Source organism: Arthrobacter sp. fls2-241-R2A-172 (genome assembly GCF_030208885.1).
Lineage (GTDB): Bacteria > Actinomycetota > Actinomycetes > Actinomycetales > Micrococcaceae > Arthrobacter.
Genome location: NZ_JARVTB010000002.1, coordinates 1 through 15,756 on the forward strand (window position 1 = coordinate 1; position 15,756 = coordinate 15,756).

A 15,756-nucleotide genomic window follows, 5' to 3' on the forward strand; every position below is an offset into this window, starting at 1 on the left:
ACTCGCGACATCCACCTTGGCAAGGTGGTGCTCTACCAGCTGAGCTACGTCCGCAGTGTCGTTTCGGCGGGCAGCCCTTCAGGCATTCCGTCGCTTTCCGACGAGTAAAAACTCTATAGGAGGTTCCTGCAAACTCCAAATCGGTTGCTTGCTTTCGGGTTCGGAGGCGGCCGGATCCCTGCAACTACGCGGATCCCGGCGAGTTTCACTGCTGTAATTCCACGGCTGTAGTTAGGGTGGGGCGGCGAATGCCGGACCCGTTTTGCATTCCGGCGCTGGTCCGTTAGTGTTTTCTATGCACCCGGGCGATTGGCGCAGTGGTAGCGCGCTTCGTTCACACCGAAGAGGTCACTGGTTCGAACCCAGTATCGCCCACCAAGAGAAACCCCCTGGACTTTTGTCCGGGGGGTTTCTTTCTGCCTTGGGTCTCTTTGTAGTCCGGACAGCTGCGTCACGAAATACGCGCCGGAAGCACTTCCCCAACGTGCGCATACAAGAAGTACCCGATGAGTCCCACCCAGATCCAGAGTCTTCCCTATGCCTGGGCGACCTGGCCCTGACTGCCCCGATCCTTGCCGCAAAGCTGCGGCGACTGCCGCCGGAGCAGCTCGCCATTCTCTTCCCCTCGGAGAATGTCGGTCCTTTATGACACAGTCTTTATATGACTGCTCCACTGCTTGCCCACGCTACTGACTATGGCCGGATGTACGCCCGCTCAACCACCGCGCAATTCTCCGTGCCATCCATCACGACAGTGATCGGCCAACAGGCCCACACCTTGGACGGATGGTTCAGTTACATGGGCGCAAGCAGCCTGGCTGCCGACCCTGAGCTTCCCGCCATACTCGGAAGTCCGGCCAAAATCCGACAAGCGATCAACAAAGCATCGAAGTCTGCAGAGCTTTACCGCGACCAGGCCGCTGCCCGCGGTGACAGGGTGCATACATACTGCGAGCAGGTGGCGTTGAGGGCGATGGGGCGGCCGCATCGCATGGAGGAATGCCGGGAAGACCTGGCAGCACACGGCGAGCAGGCCTTCGCGGCCCGGTTCGACGAGTGGTGGGATCTCTACCAGGTTGAGCCGCTGGCTCCCGAGATTACGGTATGGAACTCGACCGTGGGCTACGCGGGGACTTTGGACCTTGTTGCCCGGATCAATGGGCGCATTTGCCTCATCGACTACAAGACCAAGGGGACAACCCGTGATGGGACTGTCAAAGCCCTTGACGACAAGGTGGTCATGCAGCTCACGGCCGGAATGAAGGCCGAAGAAAGCCTGGTGGACCCCGTGACCGGACAATGGGAGCCCTGGAAGTATGGTGACAATCCCATGTTGCTCGCTGTCGCAGTGGGCGAAACTGAAGTGCGGCCGCAACGGGCCAACCCTGAGATTCTCAAGCACCACTGGTGGAAGTTCTGCGCTTTGCGCCGGGTGTGGGAGATGTCGGCGGAAGTTGCTGCCGCCGGACAGGCATTGCTGCCCGTCGCCCCGCCTGTGTTCGCGACGGCCGGAGCAGGGCAGGAAACATCAGCGGCACGGTGACCTCAACTAAACTGGCTTAGGCTCCGCATCACCCGGAGCCGGGTTTGACGAACGTGAGGACTGACAGCACATGGCAATTATGAGTATCCGAATCATTGGGGATCCGGTGTTGCGCACCGTAGCTGATCCCGTTACTGAATTCGGTCCGGAGCTCGCCAAGCTGGTAGCAGACATGACCGAAACCATGGAGGATGTTGAGGGCGCAGGCCTGGCCGCACCCCAGGTTGGCGTTAGTCAGCGGGTTTTCACGTACCGCATCGGTGGCGTGGAGGGCCACATCATCAACCCCGTCCTGGAAAACAGCGAGGATTTCCAGCCCGACGAAGTTGAAGGGTGCCTCTCCATCCCCGGTTTGGGCTTCCCGGTGCGTCGGTACCGGACCACCCGGGCAACCGGCGTGGACCTGAATGGCAACCCCGTTTCGGTGGAAGCCGAAGGTATGTTGGCCCGGTGCTTCCAGCATGAAACCGATCACCTGGACGGTATCTTGTACACCGACCGGCTGGAGGGCGAAGACCGGAAAGCGGCCCTCAGGGCCATCCGTAACGCCAACTACCACGCCATCACGGAGCAAACCACGTCCAAGCGTGCCAACTCGGTTGGTTCCAGTTTTGGTGGCGGCAGCTTCGGGGTTTCCGAGTGAGGGTTCTTTTCGCGGGCACGCCCGCTGTAGCCGTCCCGTCATTGGATTCACTTATCAAAGCCGGGTTCGATGTCGTGGCAGTCCTGACGCGACCCGACGCGCCGGTGGGCCGCAAACGCATACTGACTCCATCACCGGTGGCGGCCCGTGCTGCGGAACTGGGACTGGACGTCATCAAGGCGGCGAAGGTAGACGCAGATACAACGGCCCGCATCGCGGAATTTTCTCCCGATGTGGCCGCCATTGTGGCCTACGGGGGAATCGTCCCGCGCGCAGCGTTGGGCGTACCCACCCACGGTTGGATAAACCTGCATTTCTCCTTGCTGCCTGCGTGGCGCGGTGCTGCACCTGTCCAGCGTTCCATCATTGCCGGCGACGACATCACCGGGGCGGCGACATTCCAACTCGAGGAAGGGCTGGATACCGGCCCCGTCTTCGGGACGCTCACTGAAACCGTCCGCCCGGAAGACACCGCCGGCGACCTTTTGGACCGGCTCTCCGTGAACGGTGCCGTATTGCTCAGCCAGACGCTTTCCGCGATTGAAGCCGGGCAGGCCGTGGCCCAACCGCAGTCCGGTGAAGTGTCGTTGGCTCCCAAATTGACATTGGATGATGGGCGTCTGGACTGGAGCCAGCCCGCCCTTGCCCTCAATCGAAGGGCCAGGGGTGTCACACCGGAACCGGGGGCCTGGACCACCTTGGACGGCCAGCGGGTCAAACTTGAACCGGTGCTGCCAAGGCCCGACGTGAAGGACCTTGCGCCGGGAACCATCCGCGTGGAGGCCCAATCCGTACTGGTGGGAACCGGATCCCACGCCGTCCAGCTTGGCCGCATTCAGCCGGCCGGTAAGAAAATGATGTCGCCGGCCGATTGGGCCCGCGGCTTGGCAGCACCTGAGAGAGTGGTATTCGAATGAGCGAGTCCGGCCGGCGAGGCCCCAACAACAGCGGGAGCCGGGACGGTGGCGGACAAAGCGACCGTGGAGGGCAAGGCAACCGGGGTGGGCAGGGGAGTAAGCGCAATGCCCAGGGCAGGGAGCGGAACAGGGGCCCGCAGCGCGGGTTCTCCACCAGTGCTCCTGCGCAGCGCACGCGCCGCGCTGATCCCGCCCGCCTGGTGGCATTCGAAGTCCTTCGAGCTGTTGCTTCCGAGGACGCCTATGCGAATCTTGTCCTCCCTGCCCGTATCCGCGAGCACCGCCTGGATCGGCGTGATGCCGGTTTCGCTACCGAGCTAAGCTACGGGGCGCTACGAGGCCAGGGTACGTATGACGCCATCCTGGCCCGCTGCGTGGACCGGCCACTCGAACAGCTTGATCCGGCCATCCTGGACGCGTTGCGAATTGGCGCGCACCAACTGTTGTCCATGCGGGTGCCTGCCCACGCAGCACTGGACCAGACAGTCGGTTTGGCCCGTGCGGTCATCGGTGCCGGTCCGTCGGCGCTTATCAATGCCGTGCTCCGCAAGGTCACGGCACACACTTGGGATGAGTGGCTGGATACGCTCCTCGACCAGGAAACGGATGAGACGCGGATCGCCGCCCTGCGCCATGCACACCCGGAGTGGATTGTGCGTGCGCTGCGCCAGTCCTTGGTGAACCATGGACGTCCAAAGTCCGAGATTGACGCACTCCTTGAGGCCGACAATGCGGCGCCCGTGGTCAATTTGGTGGCGCTGCCCGGACTGGGAGACCTGGACGAAGCATTTGAAAACGGTGCCACTGCAGGCGAGCTGGTGGAAGGTTCTGCCCTCTCGGCCGGTGGCGACCTGGGCCGCTTCGAGTCTGTCCGCCGCGGCACCACCCGTGTCCAGGACGTCGGCTCGCAGTTGGTTGCCCGCGCCTTGGCCGGCGTAGACCTCGACGGTGCTCCGCAGGGCGGGGAACGGTGGCTGGACTTGTGTGCCGGCCCCGGAGGCAAGGCTGCGCTGCTTGCCGCCTTGGCCCACCGTGACGGCGCCACCCTTCTGGCTAATGAACCCGCACCGCACCGCGCGAAGCTTGTCCAACAAGCGCTCTCAGCCGTCCCCGGTGAGAGCTGGACTGTGCGGACCGGCGATGGGCGGGAGGTCGGTACGGAGCAGCCCGAGGCCTTCGACCGTGTCCTGGTGGACGTTCCCTGCAGTGGATTGGGAGCATTGCGACGGCGGCCGGAATCGCGCTGGCGCCGTTCACCGAAGGACATCGGCGACCTCGGCCCGCTGCAGCGCGACCTCTTAAAGTCGGCAATTGACGCGGTCAGGCCCGGCGGTGTGGTGGCTTATGTGACATGCTCGCCGCACCCGGCGGAAACAACCGCTGTTGTGGGCGATGTGCTGGGCAAGCGGGAGGATCTTGAACTGCTCGACGCCGGACTGGCACTCGACCATGTCAGCCTCACCGGCAGCCTCGGTGCCGGCCACGAGCAGACGGCCCAACTGTGGCCGCATATCCACCAGACGGACGCGATGTTCATGGCGGTTATCCGCAAGAAAGCCTAGTCGCATACATGCAGCCGCGACGGACGATGTCTCCGTTGCGGCAGCCCGTTCACCATCTACCCGAAGGGCCTGCCTTGTCCCAGTGCTGTATCAACCCGAGCATCCTGTCCGCGGACTTCGTCAACCTTGAGTCGGAGCTGAAGCGCATCAGCAACGCCGACGCCGTTCACGTCGACGTCATGGACAACCATTTCGTGCCCAACCTGACTCTGGGTTTGCCCGTGGTTGAGAGGATCCAGGCAGTCAGCCCGGTTCCGCTGGATGCCCACCTCATGATCTCCGACGCCGACCGCTGGGCCCCTGCCTACGCTGATGCAGGCGTCGCCTCAGTGACTTTCCACGCAGAAGCGGCGATGGCACCGGTCAAGCTGGCGCGCGAGCTGCGCGCCCGTGGGGCGAAGGCGGGGATGGCGTTGCGCCCGGCCACCCCGGTGGAGCCTTATCTGGACATGCTCAGTGAGCTGGACATGCTGTTGATCATGACGGTGGAGCCGGGATTTGGGGGTCAGTCGTTCCTCGACATCACGTTGCCCAAGATCCGGCGCGCCCGGGCGGCGATTGAGGGATCGGGCATTGGCGTGGCCATCCAGGTGGATGGCGGAATCACCGAAGAGACCATCGTCCGCGCGGCTGAGGCCGGCGCGAACGTCTTCGTAGCGGGATCCGCCGTCTACGGACACCAGGATCCGGCGGAAGCCATTGACCGTCTCCGGGCTGCCGGCCAGGCCGCTGCAGTGAGCATCTGACACCTGTCACGGATGTTACGAAGATGGCTGGGAATAGCCTGGGCTTCTTCGTAGTTGTGGCAGAATAACAACACACATACGTGCTCCGGGGTCGGTGTAAGTCCGAACCGGCGGTTATAGTCCGCGACCCGCAAGCCGTCACGGCCCAGATTGTTGGGCCTTGGAGGCGAACGGTTGAATCGGTGAAATTCCGGTACCGACAGTTAAAGTCTGGATGGGAGAAGCACGTACAGTCATGCCTTGGGCGTTCCATCAGTGAACGCCCGGCATTGCGCTGTCGTACACCCCCGGAGTCATCGCGGCTTACTGGGAAGGAACGGCATGGACTTACTGCGATGGCTCTTCGAAGCTCAGATCCCCGTTGGAGGATCTGCTCTTGTCTTACGCGAAGTGCTTGGAAACATCTTTGGGCTGCTCAGCGCCCTCGGCGGAATGCGCCGGAAAGTCTGGGCCTGGCCGATCGGCATTATCGGCAACCTTCTTTTGCTGACGGTCTTCCTGGGCAATGTCTTTGGTGCCGCTGCGCCCGCGACCTTGTGGGGACAGGCGGGGCGTCAAATCATGTTCATTGCCGTGGCCATCTACGGCTGGCAGCGGTGGAGGCAGGGTCGGCAGTCCAGCAGCATGGGGCGTGCCGTAGTTCCCGGGTGGGCCAGCAACAAGGTCCGCCTCTCTCTGGTGGCCGCGATGATCGCCGGAACCGCGGCCCTGACACCGCTGTTCGATTCCCTGGGTTCCTACCCGCCGGTGTGGGCCGACGCCTGGACCTTCATGGGCTCGCTGCTGGCTACCTACGGCATGGCCAAGGGGTGGACCGAATTCTGGCTTATCTGGGTGGCCGTGGACATCGTGGGCGTACCGCTTCTGTTTAGTGCCGGTTACTACGCCAGCGCGGTCATGTACCTCTTTTACGGATTCTTCACCCTTACCGGATTCTTCGTGTGGTGGCGTGCCGAGAAGCGCGAACGTACACTCCTTCAACCCGGGGCTGCCCCGGTGGGAGCGGCCCGATGAACCACGCGGACATGCTCAAAAACGCCGCCGGGCAGGAGGCCATGGAGGCCGCACTGGCCGCCGCGCTTCGCGGCCCAAGGGGAGCGAACCCGCTGGTGGGTGCAGTGATCCTCAGCCCGGAAGGCGAGCACCTGGCTACCGGCTACCATCGTGGCGCCGGGACGGCGCATGCCGAAGCCGACGCCATCTCCGAAGCCCGCCGGCAGGGCATCGACACGGCCGGGACCACCATGGTGGTGACCCTCGAGCCGTGCAACCACGAAGGCCGCACCGGCCCCTGCGCGCAGGCCATCATCGCCGCCGGAATCGCCAAGGTGATTTACGCCGTCGACGATCCCCACGACCCCGCCGCGGGCGGCGCCCGGACGTTGCGCGCCGCCGGCGTTGAGGTCCACTCAGGTCTGGCGGCCGAGCGGGCACGGGACCTGAACCGCGAATGGTTCGACGCCGTTGCCGCCAAGCGTCCCTTCGTCACCTTGCATATTGCGCAGACCCTGGACAGCCGGATCGCCGCCGTGGACGGCACCAGCCAATGGATCTCCAGCCCCGAATCACTGGCGGACAACCACGGCCTCCGGGAGTTGATTGACGCGATCCTGGTGGGCACCGGAACGGTGCTGATTGATAACCCGCGGCTCACGGCGCGCACACCGGACGGGGAGTTGTCGCAGCACCAGCCTTTGCGGGCAGTCATGGGACTGAGGGATGTTCCCGAAGACGCCGCAGTACGGGGAAGCGACGGACGATTCGTGCACCTTCCTACCAGGGATCCAGCCGAGGCCCTTGACCGGCTCTTCGCTGAAGGCGCCCGGCACGTGATGGTGGAGGGTGGCTCAAGCATCCTCAGCACCTTCCTGGCTGAAGGCCTGGTGGATGAATTGATCATCTACCTTGCGCCGACACTGCTGGGTTCCGGAACGGCCGCGCTGAATGACCTGGGGATCACCACCTTGGCCGACGCCCAGCAGTGGTCGTGGGACGACGCCGGCGGCGGAGCCGTCCGAACCCTGGGCAATGATCTTCGCCTTCACCTGCGGCCCACCCGGGCCGTCACCACCAAGAATTCAGTTCCGCGCAGGGAAGCTGCGGAATATGTCACAGGAGGACACTGATGTTTACCGGAATCGTTGCCGAACAAGGCACTGTGCTGGGCATTGAGCATGAAGGCGATGCCAGCGCGACCCTTCGCTTGAAGGCACCCACCACCACCGACGGCCTCGCCTTGGGCGGTTCCATTGCCGTCAACGGGGTGTGCCTGACCGCCACCCGGATCGACGGCCAGGATTTCAGCGTCGACGTCATGGGCGAGACCCTCGTCCGCACCACCATTGGTGAGCTGGCACCGGGAGACACGGTCAACCTGGAACGCTGCGTTCCCGCCGGCGGCCGCCTCGACGGCCATGTGGTGCAAGGCCACGTCGATGGGGTGGGCGAGCTCGTCGAACGTGAAGCACTGGGCAACTGGGACCGTCTCCGCTTCGGCGTACCTGCCCCGCTGGCACGGTACATCGCGGAGAAGGGGTCGATCGCCGTCGACGGTGTTTCACTGACGGTGACCGCCGTCAGCGCGGCGGCAGAGACCGCGCCATGGTTCGAGGTGGGACTCATCCCCACCACGTTGGAGGAGACCGGACTGGGGGCCAAGCCCGTGGGTGGCCGCGTCAACCTGGAAGTGGACGTGCTCGCCAAGTACACCGAACGCCTGTTGTCTTTCGCGCCCCAGCAGGGGAGTGCGCGATGAGCGTCCCCACGCACTCCGAAACCCCGGCGAACCGTCGTACCGGCCTCGATCCGGTGGAGGCCGCTGTCGCTGCCATGGCCGCAGGCAAGGCGGTCATTGTGGTGGACAACGAAGACCGCGAGAACGAGGGCGACATCATCTTCGCTGCCCAACACGCCACGCCAGCGCTGATGGGCTGGACCATCAGGTATTCGTCGGGCGTCATTTGCGTCCCCTTGGAAGGCGAACGGGCTGATGCCTTGATCCTGCCGCCCATGGTGGAAATCAACGAAGACGCCAAAGGCACCGCCTACACCGTTTCGTGTGACGCCGCCATCGGTGTCAGCACGGGCATTTCGGCGACCGACCGCGCCCTTACCGCCAGGATCCTGGCTGACCCGGGCAGTTCCCCGGCCTCCATCACCCGGCCCGGGCATATTTTCCCACTGCGGGCCGTTAAGGGAGGAGTGCGTGAACGTCCGGGACATACGGAAGCTGCCGTGGACTTATGTCGTCTCGCCGGGCTTGCCCCGGTGGGTGTGATCGCAGAGTTGGTACATGACGACGGTGAAATGATGCGCTTGGACAGCTTGCGCGACTTCGCCTCCGAACATGGATGCCCCCTCATCTCCATTGAGGACCTGGTGTCATATGTTGGGAAGGCGGAGTCCGGCACGGCACATTATTCACAGGCAGACGAGGAGAAGCGATGACCGCATCGACAACACGCAGCAGCGACCACACGGACCCCGTTCCGCCTTCTGTAAGCGGCGGGCCAATCGTGCAGCTGCCTACGGCTTTCGGCGAGTTCATCGCCCAGGCCTGGACCGATCATGAGACGGGTCATGAACACCTGGCCGTGAGCTCACCGAACCCGCCCAAGGGCGGCAAGGCACCCCTGGTGCGCCTTCATTCCGAGTGCCTCACCGGAGACGTGTTCGGATCCTACCGTTGCGACTGCGGTGAGCAACTCGCCTTCGCTTTGGAGCTCATCCACGCCGAGGGCGGAACCCTGCTGTACCTGCGCGGGCAGGAAGGCCGCGGGATTGGGCTGGCCAACAAGATCAAGGCCTATGCCCTTCAGGAAGCCGGTTTCGATACCGTCGAGGCCAACGAGCAGCTCGGCCTCCCGGTGGATGCACGCTCCTACAGTGCGGCAGGCCAGATCCTGGCCGAGATGGGCCTGCACGAGGTCCGCTTGCTGAGCAACAACCCCGACAAGCAAAACCGCCTTGCCCAGGCCGGAGTGTCAGTTGTGGAGATGGTTCCCACCGAGGTTCCATCCCGCGAACAGAACCTGCGGTACCTGCAGACCAAGAAAGACCGGATGGACCACCTGCTGGCCCTTGATGTAGAGCCCGTCAGCAACGGCAAAACCCCGGCAGCACGCCCCATTGACAAGAACCACGACTGAACGGACCCACAGAACACCATGAGCGGACACGGCGCGCCCACTATCGACCTCACCACCCTCAACCCCGAGGAAACCTCGCAGCTCAGGCTCGCCATTGTCGCGGCCAGCTGGCACACCCAGATCATGGACGGCCTGGTGGATGGTGCCCTCCGCGCCGCCAAGGAAGCCGGCATCGCAGAGCCCACCCTGGTGCGCGTTCCGGGCAGTTTCGAGCTTCCCGTCGCAGCGGCCAGGCTCGCTCCGCACTTTGACGCTGTAGTGGCGCTGGGCGTGGTCATCCGCGGCGGAACCCCGCACTTCGACTACGTCTGCCAGGCAGCGACGTCGGGACTTACCGACGTCAGTGTCCGCACCGGAGTGCCTGTGGGCTTCGGCGTCCTCACCTGTGACACCGAGCAGCAGGGCCTGGACCGGGCCGGCCTGCCGGGTTCGCAGGAGGACAAGGGGCACGAAGCAGTAACTGCTGCCCTCGCAACGGCAGTGACGCTGAAGCAGTTCAGCTAGAACCGCGGACTGGAGGGGATGTGGGTGTGTCTTCACTCACATCCCCTTCGTCATGCAACGCCCCAACAAGCGGTGGCCGCCTCAGAGCAAGTAGTCTGGAGGGCGTGAAGAATTTCGAGACGCTGTTCGCAGAACTGAGTGAGAAAGCAGCGACCCGCCCGGCAGGTTCGCGCACGGTTGCCGAACTGGACTCCGGAATCCACGGAATCGGCAAGAAAGTGGTCGAAGAGGCCGCCGAAGTGTGGATGGCCGCGGAGTACGAATCGGACGAAGCCGCCGCTGAGGAAATCTCCCAGTTGCTGTACCACCTGCAGGTCCTCATGCTCGCCAAGGGCCTCAGCCTGGAAGACGTTTACAAGCATCTCTAGCCACGCCACTCCGCGACCCAGTCGCGGAGTCAGCTGCGTGGCCGATGTGCCTGAAACCTCCATTCCAAAAGAAAGTCTCCCCAATGCTCCGTGTAGCAGTCCCCAACAAGGGATCCCTGTCCGAAGCCGCCTCGGCAATGCTGTCCGAGGCCGGTTACCGCCAGCGCCGCGACTCCCGCGAACTGGTCATGGTGGACCCCGACAATGACATCGAGTTCTTCTTCCTCCGTCCCCGCGACATTGCTGTTTACGTCGGCCAGGGAACCTTGGACGTTGGCATCACCGGCAGGGACCTCCTGCTCGACGCCAAGGTCGAAGCCGAAGAATTGCTTCCCCTGGGCTTCGCACCGTCCACTTTCCGGTTCGCCGGCCCCGTCGGTGACTTCACCGGCGTCGAACAGCTTGAAGGCAAACGCCTGGCCACCAGCTACGACGGCCTCCTGCGCGACTACCTCGCCGAGCGCGGCGTGAACGCCACGGTTGTCCGCCTCGATGGTGCCGTGGAATCGTCGGTGCGCCTCGGCGTCGCCGACGCCATTGCCGACGTCGTTGAAACGGGCAACACCCTCAAAGCTGCCGGCATGGAGATCTTCGGGGACCCTATCCTGAAGTCCGAAGCCGTCCTGATCCGCCGCTCCGGTTCGGGTGGTGCCGCCAACGGGACCGCCAAGGAAATCGACATCCTCATCCGCCGCCTGCAGGGTGTCCTCGTGGCACGCCAGTACGTGCTGATGGACTACGACATCCGCAAGGACCTGGTGGAAGACGCTGCCGCGCTGACCCCGGGGCTTGAATCGCCCACGGTATCGCCGTTGCGTGACTCCGAGTGGGTTGCGGTGCGGTCCATGGTTCCCAAGAAGGAAACCAACCGCATCATGGACGAGCTCTACGACCTCGGGGCCCGCGCCATCCTGGTCAGCAGCATCCACGCCTGCCGGATCTGATCACCGCATTCATCGAGCAGACCCAGCAGAATTGAGGAGCAGCACATGGCTGTAGCCGTACGCGTCATTCCCTGCCTGGACGTCGACGCCGGTCGCGTCGTGAAGGGCGTCAACTTCGAAGGCCTCCGGGATGCCGGTGATCCCGTGGAACTGGCACACCGCTATGACAATGGCGGAGCAGACGAACTCACGTTCCTCGACGTCACGGCCTCATCGGGCAACCGCGAGACCACCTTTGACGTGGTCCGCCGGACCGCCGAGGAAGTCTTCATTCCCCTCACCGTGGGCGGCGGGGTCCGTGGCGTTGCGGAGGTGGACAAGCTCCTGCGCTTTGGTGCGGATAAAGCCTCCATCAACACCGCTGCCGTTGCGCGGCCCGACGTCATCGATGAGATCACCCGGCACTTCGGTTCGCAGGTCCTGGTGCTCTCCGTGGACGCCCGCCGGACCCGGGAAGGCGACGTCCCGACGTCGTCCGGTTTTGAAGTCACCACCCACGGTGGCCGCACGGGGACCGGCATCGACGCGATTGCCTGGGCAAAGGAAGCGGCCGACCGGGGCGTCGGGGAGATCCTGCTCAACTCCATCGATGCTGACGGCACCAAGGACGGATTCGATCTCGAACTGATCCGCTTGGTCCGCTCAGCGGTGAACATTCCGATCATCGCTTCCGGCGGCGCGGGAAAACCTGCACACTTCCCGCCTGCGGTGGAAGCAGGCGCGGACGCTGTCCTGGCGGCTTCGGTCTTCCACTTTGGTCCGGACGACATGATTGCCCAGGTGAAAGCCGCCATCCGCGAGGCCGGTTTCGAGGTCCGCTAGCTTCTCCAGACACGAACGCGGGGTCACTTCCGGCCCATGATCCCCTTGAGGATGGGCCGGAAGTGACCCCGCGTTGTTGATTAAAGGCCGATGTCCGCTGACTGCAAAAGCGCGACGGCGTCCGGCTGGCCCTCGTAGGTGACCAGGGCCTGGCTGGTGCGTCCGTGGGCGTGCATCAGGAGTTCGCCGGGGTCGCCAACAATGGCAACGGAAACAGGCGCGCGCTTGGCCACGTGTCGGGGTCCGGTGGGCCGGACCAGGACGATTCCAAGGTCCACGCCGCGATAAAGGAAGGCGGCGCGTTTGATCAGCTCGTCCCAAAGTGCGTCAGAGTAGGCTTCGTCGAGTGCGCGGGGAGCCCAGCGGTCACCGGCGCGGCGGATGTCCTCGGTGTGGACGAAGTATTCGATGAGGTTTGACGTCTCATCCAGCGCCTTGATCCTCAAAGGGGAGAGGGCCGGCGGACCCGCCCGAAACGTCTTCACAAGTTCCGCGTACGCGTCGGAGTCCTTCAGCTTGGCGGCCAAAGTGGATGTTGCCTTCTCGGAGGCCTTGCCAAGGCTGGGGATCAACAGCCCCAGTCCTACGGCGATCTTCCGCTCGCGCAGATACAAATGCGCAGCAAGATCCCGTGTCTGCCACCCTTCGCAGAGCGTGGGGGAGTCAGGGCCGGCCGCAAGCAGGGTCTCGGCCAGTACTTCTCGGGAAGGATCGACGAAATGCATCACTTGTGAAACTAGCACGATCAGGGCGCTCTTGCGCAGTGGAACCGCCGCAGAATCCGGGTCCCGCCAAAGGCACTAGACTTGATCTGATGTCAGAGCAGTCCGCCCCCAGCCCCTCTCCCGCCGCGGAGCTTTCCAGCGACCCCACGGGCCCCTTGCCCCAGGAGATAGCACGCGCCCTCAAGCGCGATCCCGCTGGCCTGGTAGCCGCCATCATCCAGCAGCACGACACCCACGAGGTCCTCATGCTCGGTTGGATGGATGACGAAGCGCTGCACCGCACCATGACCTCCGGACGCGTCACCTTCTACTCCCGTTCCCGGCAGGAGTACTGGCGCAAGGGCGACACTTCCGGACACGTTCAGTTCGTGAAGTCAGTCGCCCTTGACTGCGACGGCGATGCCCTCCTGATTCGCGTGGACCAGATCGGCGCAGCCTGCCACACCGGTACCCGGACGTGCTTCGACGGCCGCGACCTCAGCGTCGTTACGGGCCACCGCGACTAAGGCACCCACCACTTTCCACTGACGCACTATCTCAGACCAAAAGGCGGAGAAAATAGCCATGCAGGACCTTGGAATCATCAGCCCGGGCCTGGAAGAGTTCCGCGAACTCGCCGTCCACAGCCGTGTCATACCCGTCCGACTCAAAGTCCTGGCCGACGCCGAGACCCCTATTGGTTTGTACCGAAAGCTTGCCAAGGGGCAGCCCGGAACATTCCTTTTGGAATCGGCAGCAGTAGGCGGGGCATGGTCCCGTTACTCCTTTATTGGGTCCAAGTCCCGGGCCACGCTGACCACCAAGGACGGCCAGGCCCACTGGATCGGCGAACCACCCGTCGGCGTGCCGGTCACCGGTAACCCGGTTGAAGCCGTCCGGGACACCATCGCTGCGCTCCAGACGGACCGTTTTGATGGCTTGCCTCCGTTCACGTCCGGCCTGGTTGGTTTCCTGGGCTGGGAGGCCGTGCGCCACTGGGAGCGGCTGACCTCCCCGCCGGAGGACGACCTGCAGCTGCCCGAGATGGCCCTGAACCTCGTTACCGACATGGCAGTCCACGACAACGTGGATGGGACAGTCCTCCTGATCGCCAACGCCATCAACTTTGATGACAGCTCCGAGCGCGTGGACGACGCATGGCACGACGCCGTAGCGCGGGTGAAGGGGCTGCTTGACCAGATCAGCACTCCGGTGGCCCAGCCCGTCTCAGTGCTGGAAAAAGCAGCCTTGGACTTCGGCTCGAGCGTGCAGGAACGGTGGGACGAAGCCCGGTACCTTGAAGCGATTGATCGCGGCAAGGAAGCGATCGTCGACGGTGAAGTTTTCCAGGTGGTGATCTCGCGGCGCTTCGAAATGGAGTGCGCGGCCGACCCCCTGGACGTCTACCGGGTCCTGCGCAATACCAACCCCAGCCCGTACATGTACCTCTTCAGCCTTGAGGATGCCGACGGCCGTGAGTACTCGATTGTGGGTTCTTCGCCCGAGGCCCTGGTGACGGTAACCGGTGAGGAAGTCATCACCCACCCGATCGCCGGCTCACGCCCCCGTGGCAAGACAGTTGAGGCCGACAAGGCCCTGGCTGCTGAACTATTCGCCGACGAGAAGGAACGCTCCGAGCACCTGATGCTGGTCGACCTTTCGCGGAACGACCTCTCGAAGGTGTGCGTCGCAGGCACAGTGGACGTCACGCAGTTCATGGAAGTGGAGCGGTTCAGCCACATCATGCACCTGGTGTCCACGGTGGTGGGTGAGCTTGCTCCGCACGCCAAGGCATACGACGTCCTCAAGGCCACGTTCCCGGCGGGTACGCTCTCCGGCGCCCCCAAGCCGCGTGCATTGCGCCTCCTGGACGAGCTCGAACCACACCGGCGCGGCATCTACGGTGGCGTCGTAGGCTACCTGGACTTTGCCGGTGACATGGATATGGCCATCGCCATCCGTTCCGCCCTGCTGCGCGAAGGACGCGCCTACGTGCAGGCCGGCGGCGGGATCGTGGCGGATTCGCACAAACCCTCAGAAGCGCTGGAAACAGTGAACAAGGCGGCGGCGCCCCTGCGGGCCGTCCACACGGCCGGATCGCTGCAGAACATCTCGGGCGACTCTGTGCGGGACACTGAAAACGCCGACGGCGGGACTCCGGCACCATGAGCACTGAATCGGCAGCGTCGTCCGCGGCGACAACACCCCGCTGGGCGCGTAAATCGACTTTGGTCCTGGCCATGACGGTCCTTGCCCTCCTGGTTTTTGGCGCCACGACGCAGACCTGGATCGAGGTCCAACTGGACCCGAACGGAGCTTCCAACAGCAACCTCCACGTCCAAGGAAACAAGGCGGCTACTGCCGTGACCGCCTTGGCCCTTGTTGCTTTGGCAGGCGGCTTGGCTGCTTCCATCGCCGGGAAGATCGCGCGCTGGGTCATCGCCGCCATTATTGGACTGTCCGCGGTGGGCATTATCCTGGCCGCCATCACCGTGGTGGTGGATCCGCTTGGCGCCGCCCAGGGTTCCATCGCTGCCGCCACGGGCATCTCAGGTGGGCAGGCCAGCGTCACCGCCACGGCATTCCCCATCCTGGCTATCGTGGCGGGCGCGCTCCTGGGGGTCTGCGCTGCGGTATTGCCGGCAGCCGGACGCCACTGGAAGTCCAGGACCAAGTACGATGCCCGAGCTGGCGGTCCGCAGGGCGGCAACGGGCCGGTGGACGAGATCGACAGCTGGGACAGCCTCTCACGGGGTGAAGATCCCACGTAGTCGGCCATCAAACAGTCTTTCGGGCCGGCGCGGCGCAACATAGGCGCCGTGGCCGGTCCTGGCGTCGGACGATGTCCCGGCCGC

Annotated in this window: 18 protein-coding genes, 1 tRNA gene and 1 riboswitch; of the genes, 18 read left to right on the forward strand and 1 reads right to left on the reverse strand. The window is 64.1% G+C overall.

What is annotated here, in order from left to right:
- Positions 1-303 precede the first annotated feature (303 nt).
- From QRM57_RS02875 to hisF, 15 genes are all read left to right on the forward strand, one after another.
- A tRNA-Val gene (locus tag QRM57_RS02875) sits at positions 304-378 on the forward strand.
- 283 nt (positions 379-661) lie between these two features.
- The gene (locus QRM57_RS02880) at positions 662-1,543 is read left to right on the forward strand and encodes a cytochrome (RefSeq protein ID WP_284985540.1); all 882 of its coding nucleotides are present in this window, start codon (positions 662-664) and stop codon (positions 1,541-1,543) included.
- Between the two features lie 70 nt (positions 1,544-1,613).
- Positions 1,614-2,186 (forward strand): peptide deformylase, encoded by a 573-nt coding sequence (gene def / locus QRM57_RS02885; RefSeq protein ID WP_257368343.1) that lies wholly within the window; start codon positions 1,614-1,616, stop codon positions 2,184-2,186.
- Complete coding sequence (gene fmt / locus QRM57_RS02890) at positions 2,183-3,103, forward strand: methionyl-tRNA formyltransferase (protein ID WP_284985541.1); 921 nt, start codon at positions 2,183-2,185, stop codon at positions 3,101-3,103. The genes def and fmt overlap by 4 nt, the downstream gene beginning before the upstream one ends.
- A complete protein-coding gene (locus QRM57_RS02895; protein ID WP_257368340.1) occupies positions 3,100-4,665 on the forward strand; it encodes an RsmB/NOP family class I SAM-dependent RNA methyltransferase in 1,566 nt (521 codons plus the stop codon). The genes fmt and QRM57_RS02895 overlap by 4 nt, the downstream gene beginning before the upstream one ends.
- 74 nt (positions 4,666-4,739) lie before the next feature.
- Positions 4,740-5,411, forward strand: coding sequence for a ribulose-phosphate 3-epimerase (gene rpe / locus QRM57_RS02900; protein WP_257368339.1), 672 nt, complete (start codon positions 4,740-4,742; stop codon positions 5,409-5,411).
- Positions 5,412-5,487: 76 nt separating this feature from the next.
- Positions 5,488-5,642, forward strand: a riboswitch (FMN riboswitch).
- Positions 5,643-5,732: 90 nt separating this feature from the next.
- Positions 5,733-6,425, forward strand: coding sequence for a nicotinamide riboside transporter PnuC (pnuC, locus tag QRM57_RS02905; protein WP_257368338.1), 693 nt, complete (start codon positions 5,733-5,735; stop codon positions 6,423-6,425).
- The gene (gene ribD, locus QRM57_RS02910) at positions 6,422-7,537 is read left to right on the forward strand and encodes a bifunctional diaminohydroxyphosphoribosylaminopyrimidine deaminase/5-amino-6-(5-phosphoribosylamino)uracil reductase RibD (protein ID WP_284985542.1); all 1,116 of its coding nucleotides are present in this window, start codon (positions 6,422-6,424) and stop codon (positions 7,535-7,537) included. Before pnuC ends, ribD begins: the two co-directional genes overlap by 4 nt.
- Positions 7,537-8,166, forward strand: a complete 630-nt coding sequence (locus QRM57_RS02915) for a riboflavin synthase (RefSeq protein WP_235520529.1) — start codon at positions 7,537-7,539, stop codon at positions 8,164-8,166. Before ribD ends, QRM57_RS02915 begins: the two co-directional genes overlap by 1 nt.
- Positions 8,163-8,858 carry a 3,4-dihydroxy-2-butanone-4-phosphate synthase gene (gene ribB, locus QRM57_RS02920; RefSeq protein ID WP_284985543.1) on the forward strand — a complete coding sequence of 232 codons (696 nt, stop codon included), beginning with the start codon at positions 8,163-8,165 and terminating at the stop codon, positions 8,856-8,858. The genes QRM57_RS02915 and ribB overlap by 4 nt, the downstream gene beginning before the upstream one ends.
- Entirely contained in the window at positions 8,855-9,559 is a 705-nt protein-coding gene (gene ribA / locus QRM57_RS02925) for a GTP cyclohydrolase II (RefSeq protein WP_211714119.1), read from the forward strand. The genes ribB and ribA overlap by 4 nt, the downstream gene beginning before the upstream one ends.
- Before the next feature lie 18 nt (positions 9,560-9,577).
- On the forward strand, positions 9,578-10,063 hold the full coding sequence (ribH, locus tag QRM57_RS02930) for a 6,7-dimethyl-8-ribityllumazine synthase (protein WP_257368336.1): 486 nt from the start codon (positions 9,578-9,580) through the stop codon (positions 10,061-10,063).
- A 104-nt stretch (positions 10,064-10,167) separates the two neighbouring features.
- Positions 10,168-10,431: a phosphoribosyl-ATP diphosphatase gene (locus QRM57_RS02935; RefSeq protein WP_018778638.1), complete on the forward strand. Its 264-nt coding sequence runs from the start codon at positions 10,168-10,170 to the stop codon at positions 10,429-10,431.
- Positions 10,432-10,514: 83 nt separating this feature from the next.
- The gene (hisG, locus tag QRM57_RS02940) at positions 10,515-11,375 is read left to right on the forward strand and encodes an ATP phosphoribosyltransferase (protein WP_235520531.1); all 861 of its coding nucleotides are present in this window, start codon (positions 10,515-10,517) and stop codon (positions 11,373-11,375) included.
- A gap of 45 nt (positions 11,376-11,420) precedes the next feature.
- Positions 11,421-12,197: an imidazole glycerol phosphate synthase subunit HisF gene (gene hisF, locus QRM57_RS02945; RefSeq protein WP_235520532.1), complete on the forward strand. Its 777-nt coding sequence runs from the start codon at positions 11,421-11,423 to the stop codon at positions 12,195-12,197.
- 80 nt (positions 12,198-12,277) lie between these two features.
- Here the strand turns inward: hisF and QRM57_RS02950 are convergent, their stop codons facing one another.
- The gene (locus QRM57_RS02950) at positions 12,278-12,922 is read right to left on the reverse strand and encodes a TIGR03085 family metal-binding protein (protein ID WP_235520533.1); all 645 of its coding nucleotides are present in this window, start codon (positions 12,920-12,922) and stop codon (positions 12,278-12,280) included.
- An 89-nt stretch (positions 12,923-13,011) separates the two neighbouring features.
- Between QRM57_RS02950 and hisI the strand changes: the two genes are divergently transcribed.
- Genes hisI through QRM57_RS02965 form a run of 3 tightly spaced genes read left to right on the forward strand, consistent with a single transcriptional unit; the run spans position 13,012 to position 15,672 of the window.
- Positions 13,012-13,428: a phosphoribosyl-AMP cyclohydrolase gene (gene hisI, locus QRM57_RS02955; protein WP_284985544.1), complete on the forward strand. Its 417-nt coding sequence runs from the start codon at positions 13,012-13,014 to the stop codon at positions 13,426-13,428.
- Positions 13,429-13,486: 58 nt separating this feature from the next.
- A complete protein-coding gene (locus QRM57_RS02960) occupies positions 13,487-15,070 on the forward strand; it encodes an anthranilate synthase component I (protein ID WP_284985545.1) in 1,584 nt (527 codons plus the stop codon).
- Positions 15,067-15,672 (forward strand): Trp biosynthesis-associated membrane protein, encoded by a 606-nt coding sequence (locus QRM57_RS02965; protein WP_284985546.1) that lies wholly within the window; start codon positions 15,067-15,069, stop codon positions 15,670-15,672. The genes QRM57_RS02960 and QRM57_RS02965 overlap by 4 nt, the downstream gene beginning before the upstream one ends.
- Positions 15,673-15,756: the final 84 nt, after the last annotated feature.

Bases quoted from the DNA above. Each gene is read 5' to 3' on its own strand.
- hisG (WP_235520531.1), top strand. From the start codon at position 10,515: ATGCTCCGTGTAGCAGTCCCCAACAAGGGATCCCTGTCCGAAGCCGCC.
- QRM57_RS02895 (WP_257368340.1), top strand. From the start codon at position 3,100: ATGAGCGAGTCCGGCCGGCGAGGCCCCAACAACAGCGGGAGCCGGGAC.
- ribA (WP_211714119.1), top strand. From the start codon at position 8,855: ATGACCGCATCGACAACACGCAGCAGCGACCACACGGACCCCGTTCCG.
- ribB (WP_284985543.1), top strand. From the start codon at position 8,163: ATGAGCGTCCCCACGCACTCCGAAACCCCGGCGAACCGTCGTACCGGC.
- hisF (WP_235520532.1), top strand. From the start codon at position 11,421: ATGGCTGTAGCCGTACGCGTCATTCCCTGCCTGGACGTCGACGCCGGT.
- def (WP_257368343.1), top strand. From the start codon at position 1,614: ATGGCAATTATGAGTATCCGAATCATTGGGGATCCGGTGTTGCGCACC.
- ribD (WP_284985542.1), top strand. From the start codon at position 6,422: ATGAACCACGCGGACATGCTCAAAAACGCCGCCGGGCAGGAGGCCATG.
- QRM57_RS02950 (WP_235520533.1), bottom strand. From the start codon at position 12,922: ATGCATTTCGTCGATCCTTCCCGAGAAGTACTGGCCGAGACCCTGCTT.
- QRM57_RS02915 (WP_235520529.1), top strand. From the start codon at position 7,537: ATGTTTACCGGAATCGTTGCCGAACAAGGCACTGTGCTGGGCATTGAG.
- pnuC (WP_257368338.1), top strand. From the start codon at position 5,733: ATGGACTTACTGCGATGGCTCTTCGAAGCTCAGATCCCCGTTGGAGGA.
- QRM57_RS02960 (WP_284985545.1), top strand. From the start codon at position 13,487: ATGCAGGACCTTGGAATCATCAGCCCGGGCCTGGAAGAGTTCCGCGAA.
- QRM57_RS02880 (WP_284985540.1), top strand. From the start codon at position 662: ATGACTGCTCCACTGCTTGCCCACGCTACTGACTATGGCCGGATGTAC.
- ribH (WP_257368336.1), top strand. From the start codon at position 9,578: ATGAGCGGACACGGCGCGCCCACTATCGACCTCACCACCCTCAACCCC.
- QRM57_RS02965 (WP_284985546.1), top strand. From the start codon at position 15,067: ATGAGCACTGAATCGGCAGCGTCGTCCGCGGCGACAACACCCCGCTGG.
- hisI (WP_284985544.1), top strand. From the start codon at position 13,012: ATGTCAGAGCAGTCCGCCCCCAGCCCCTCTCCCGCCGCGGAGCTTTCC.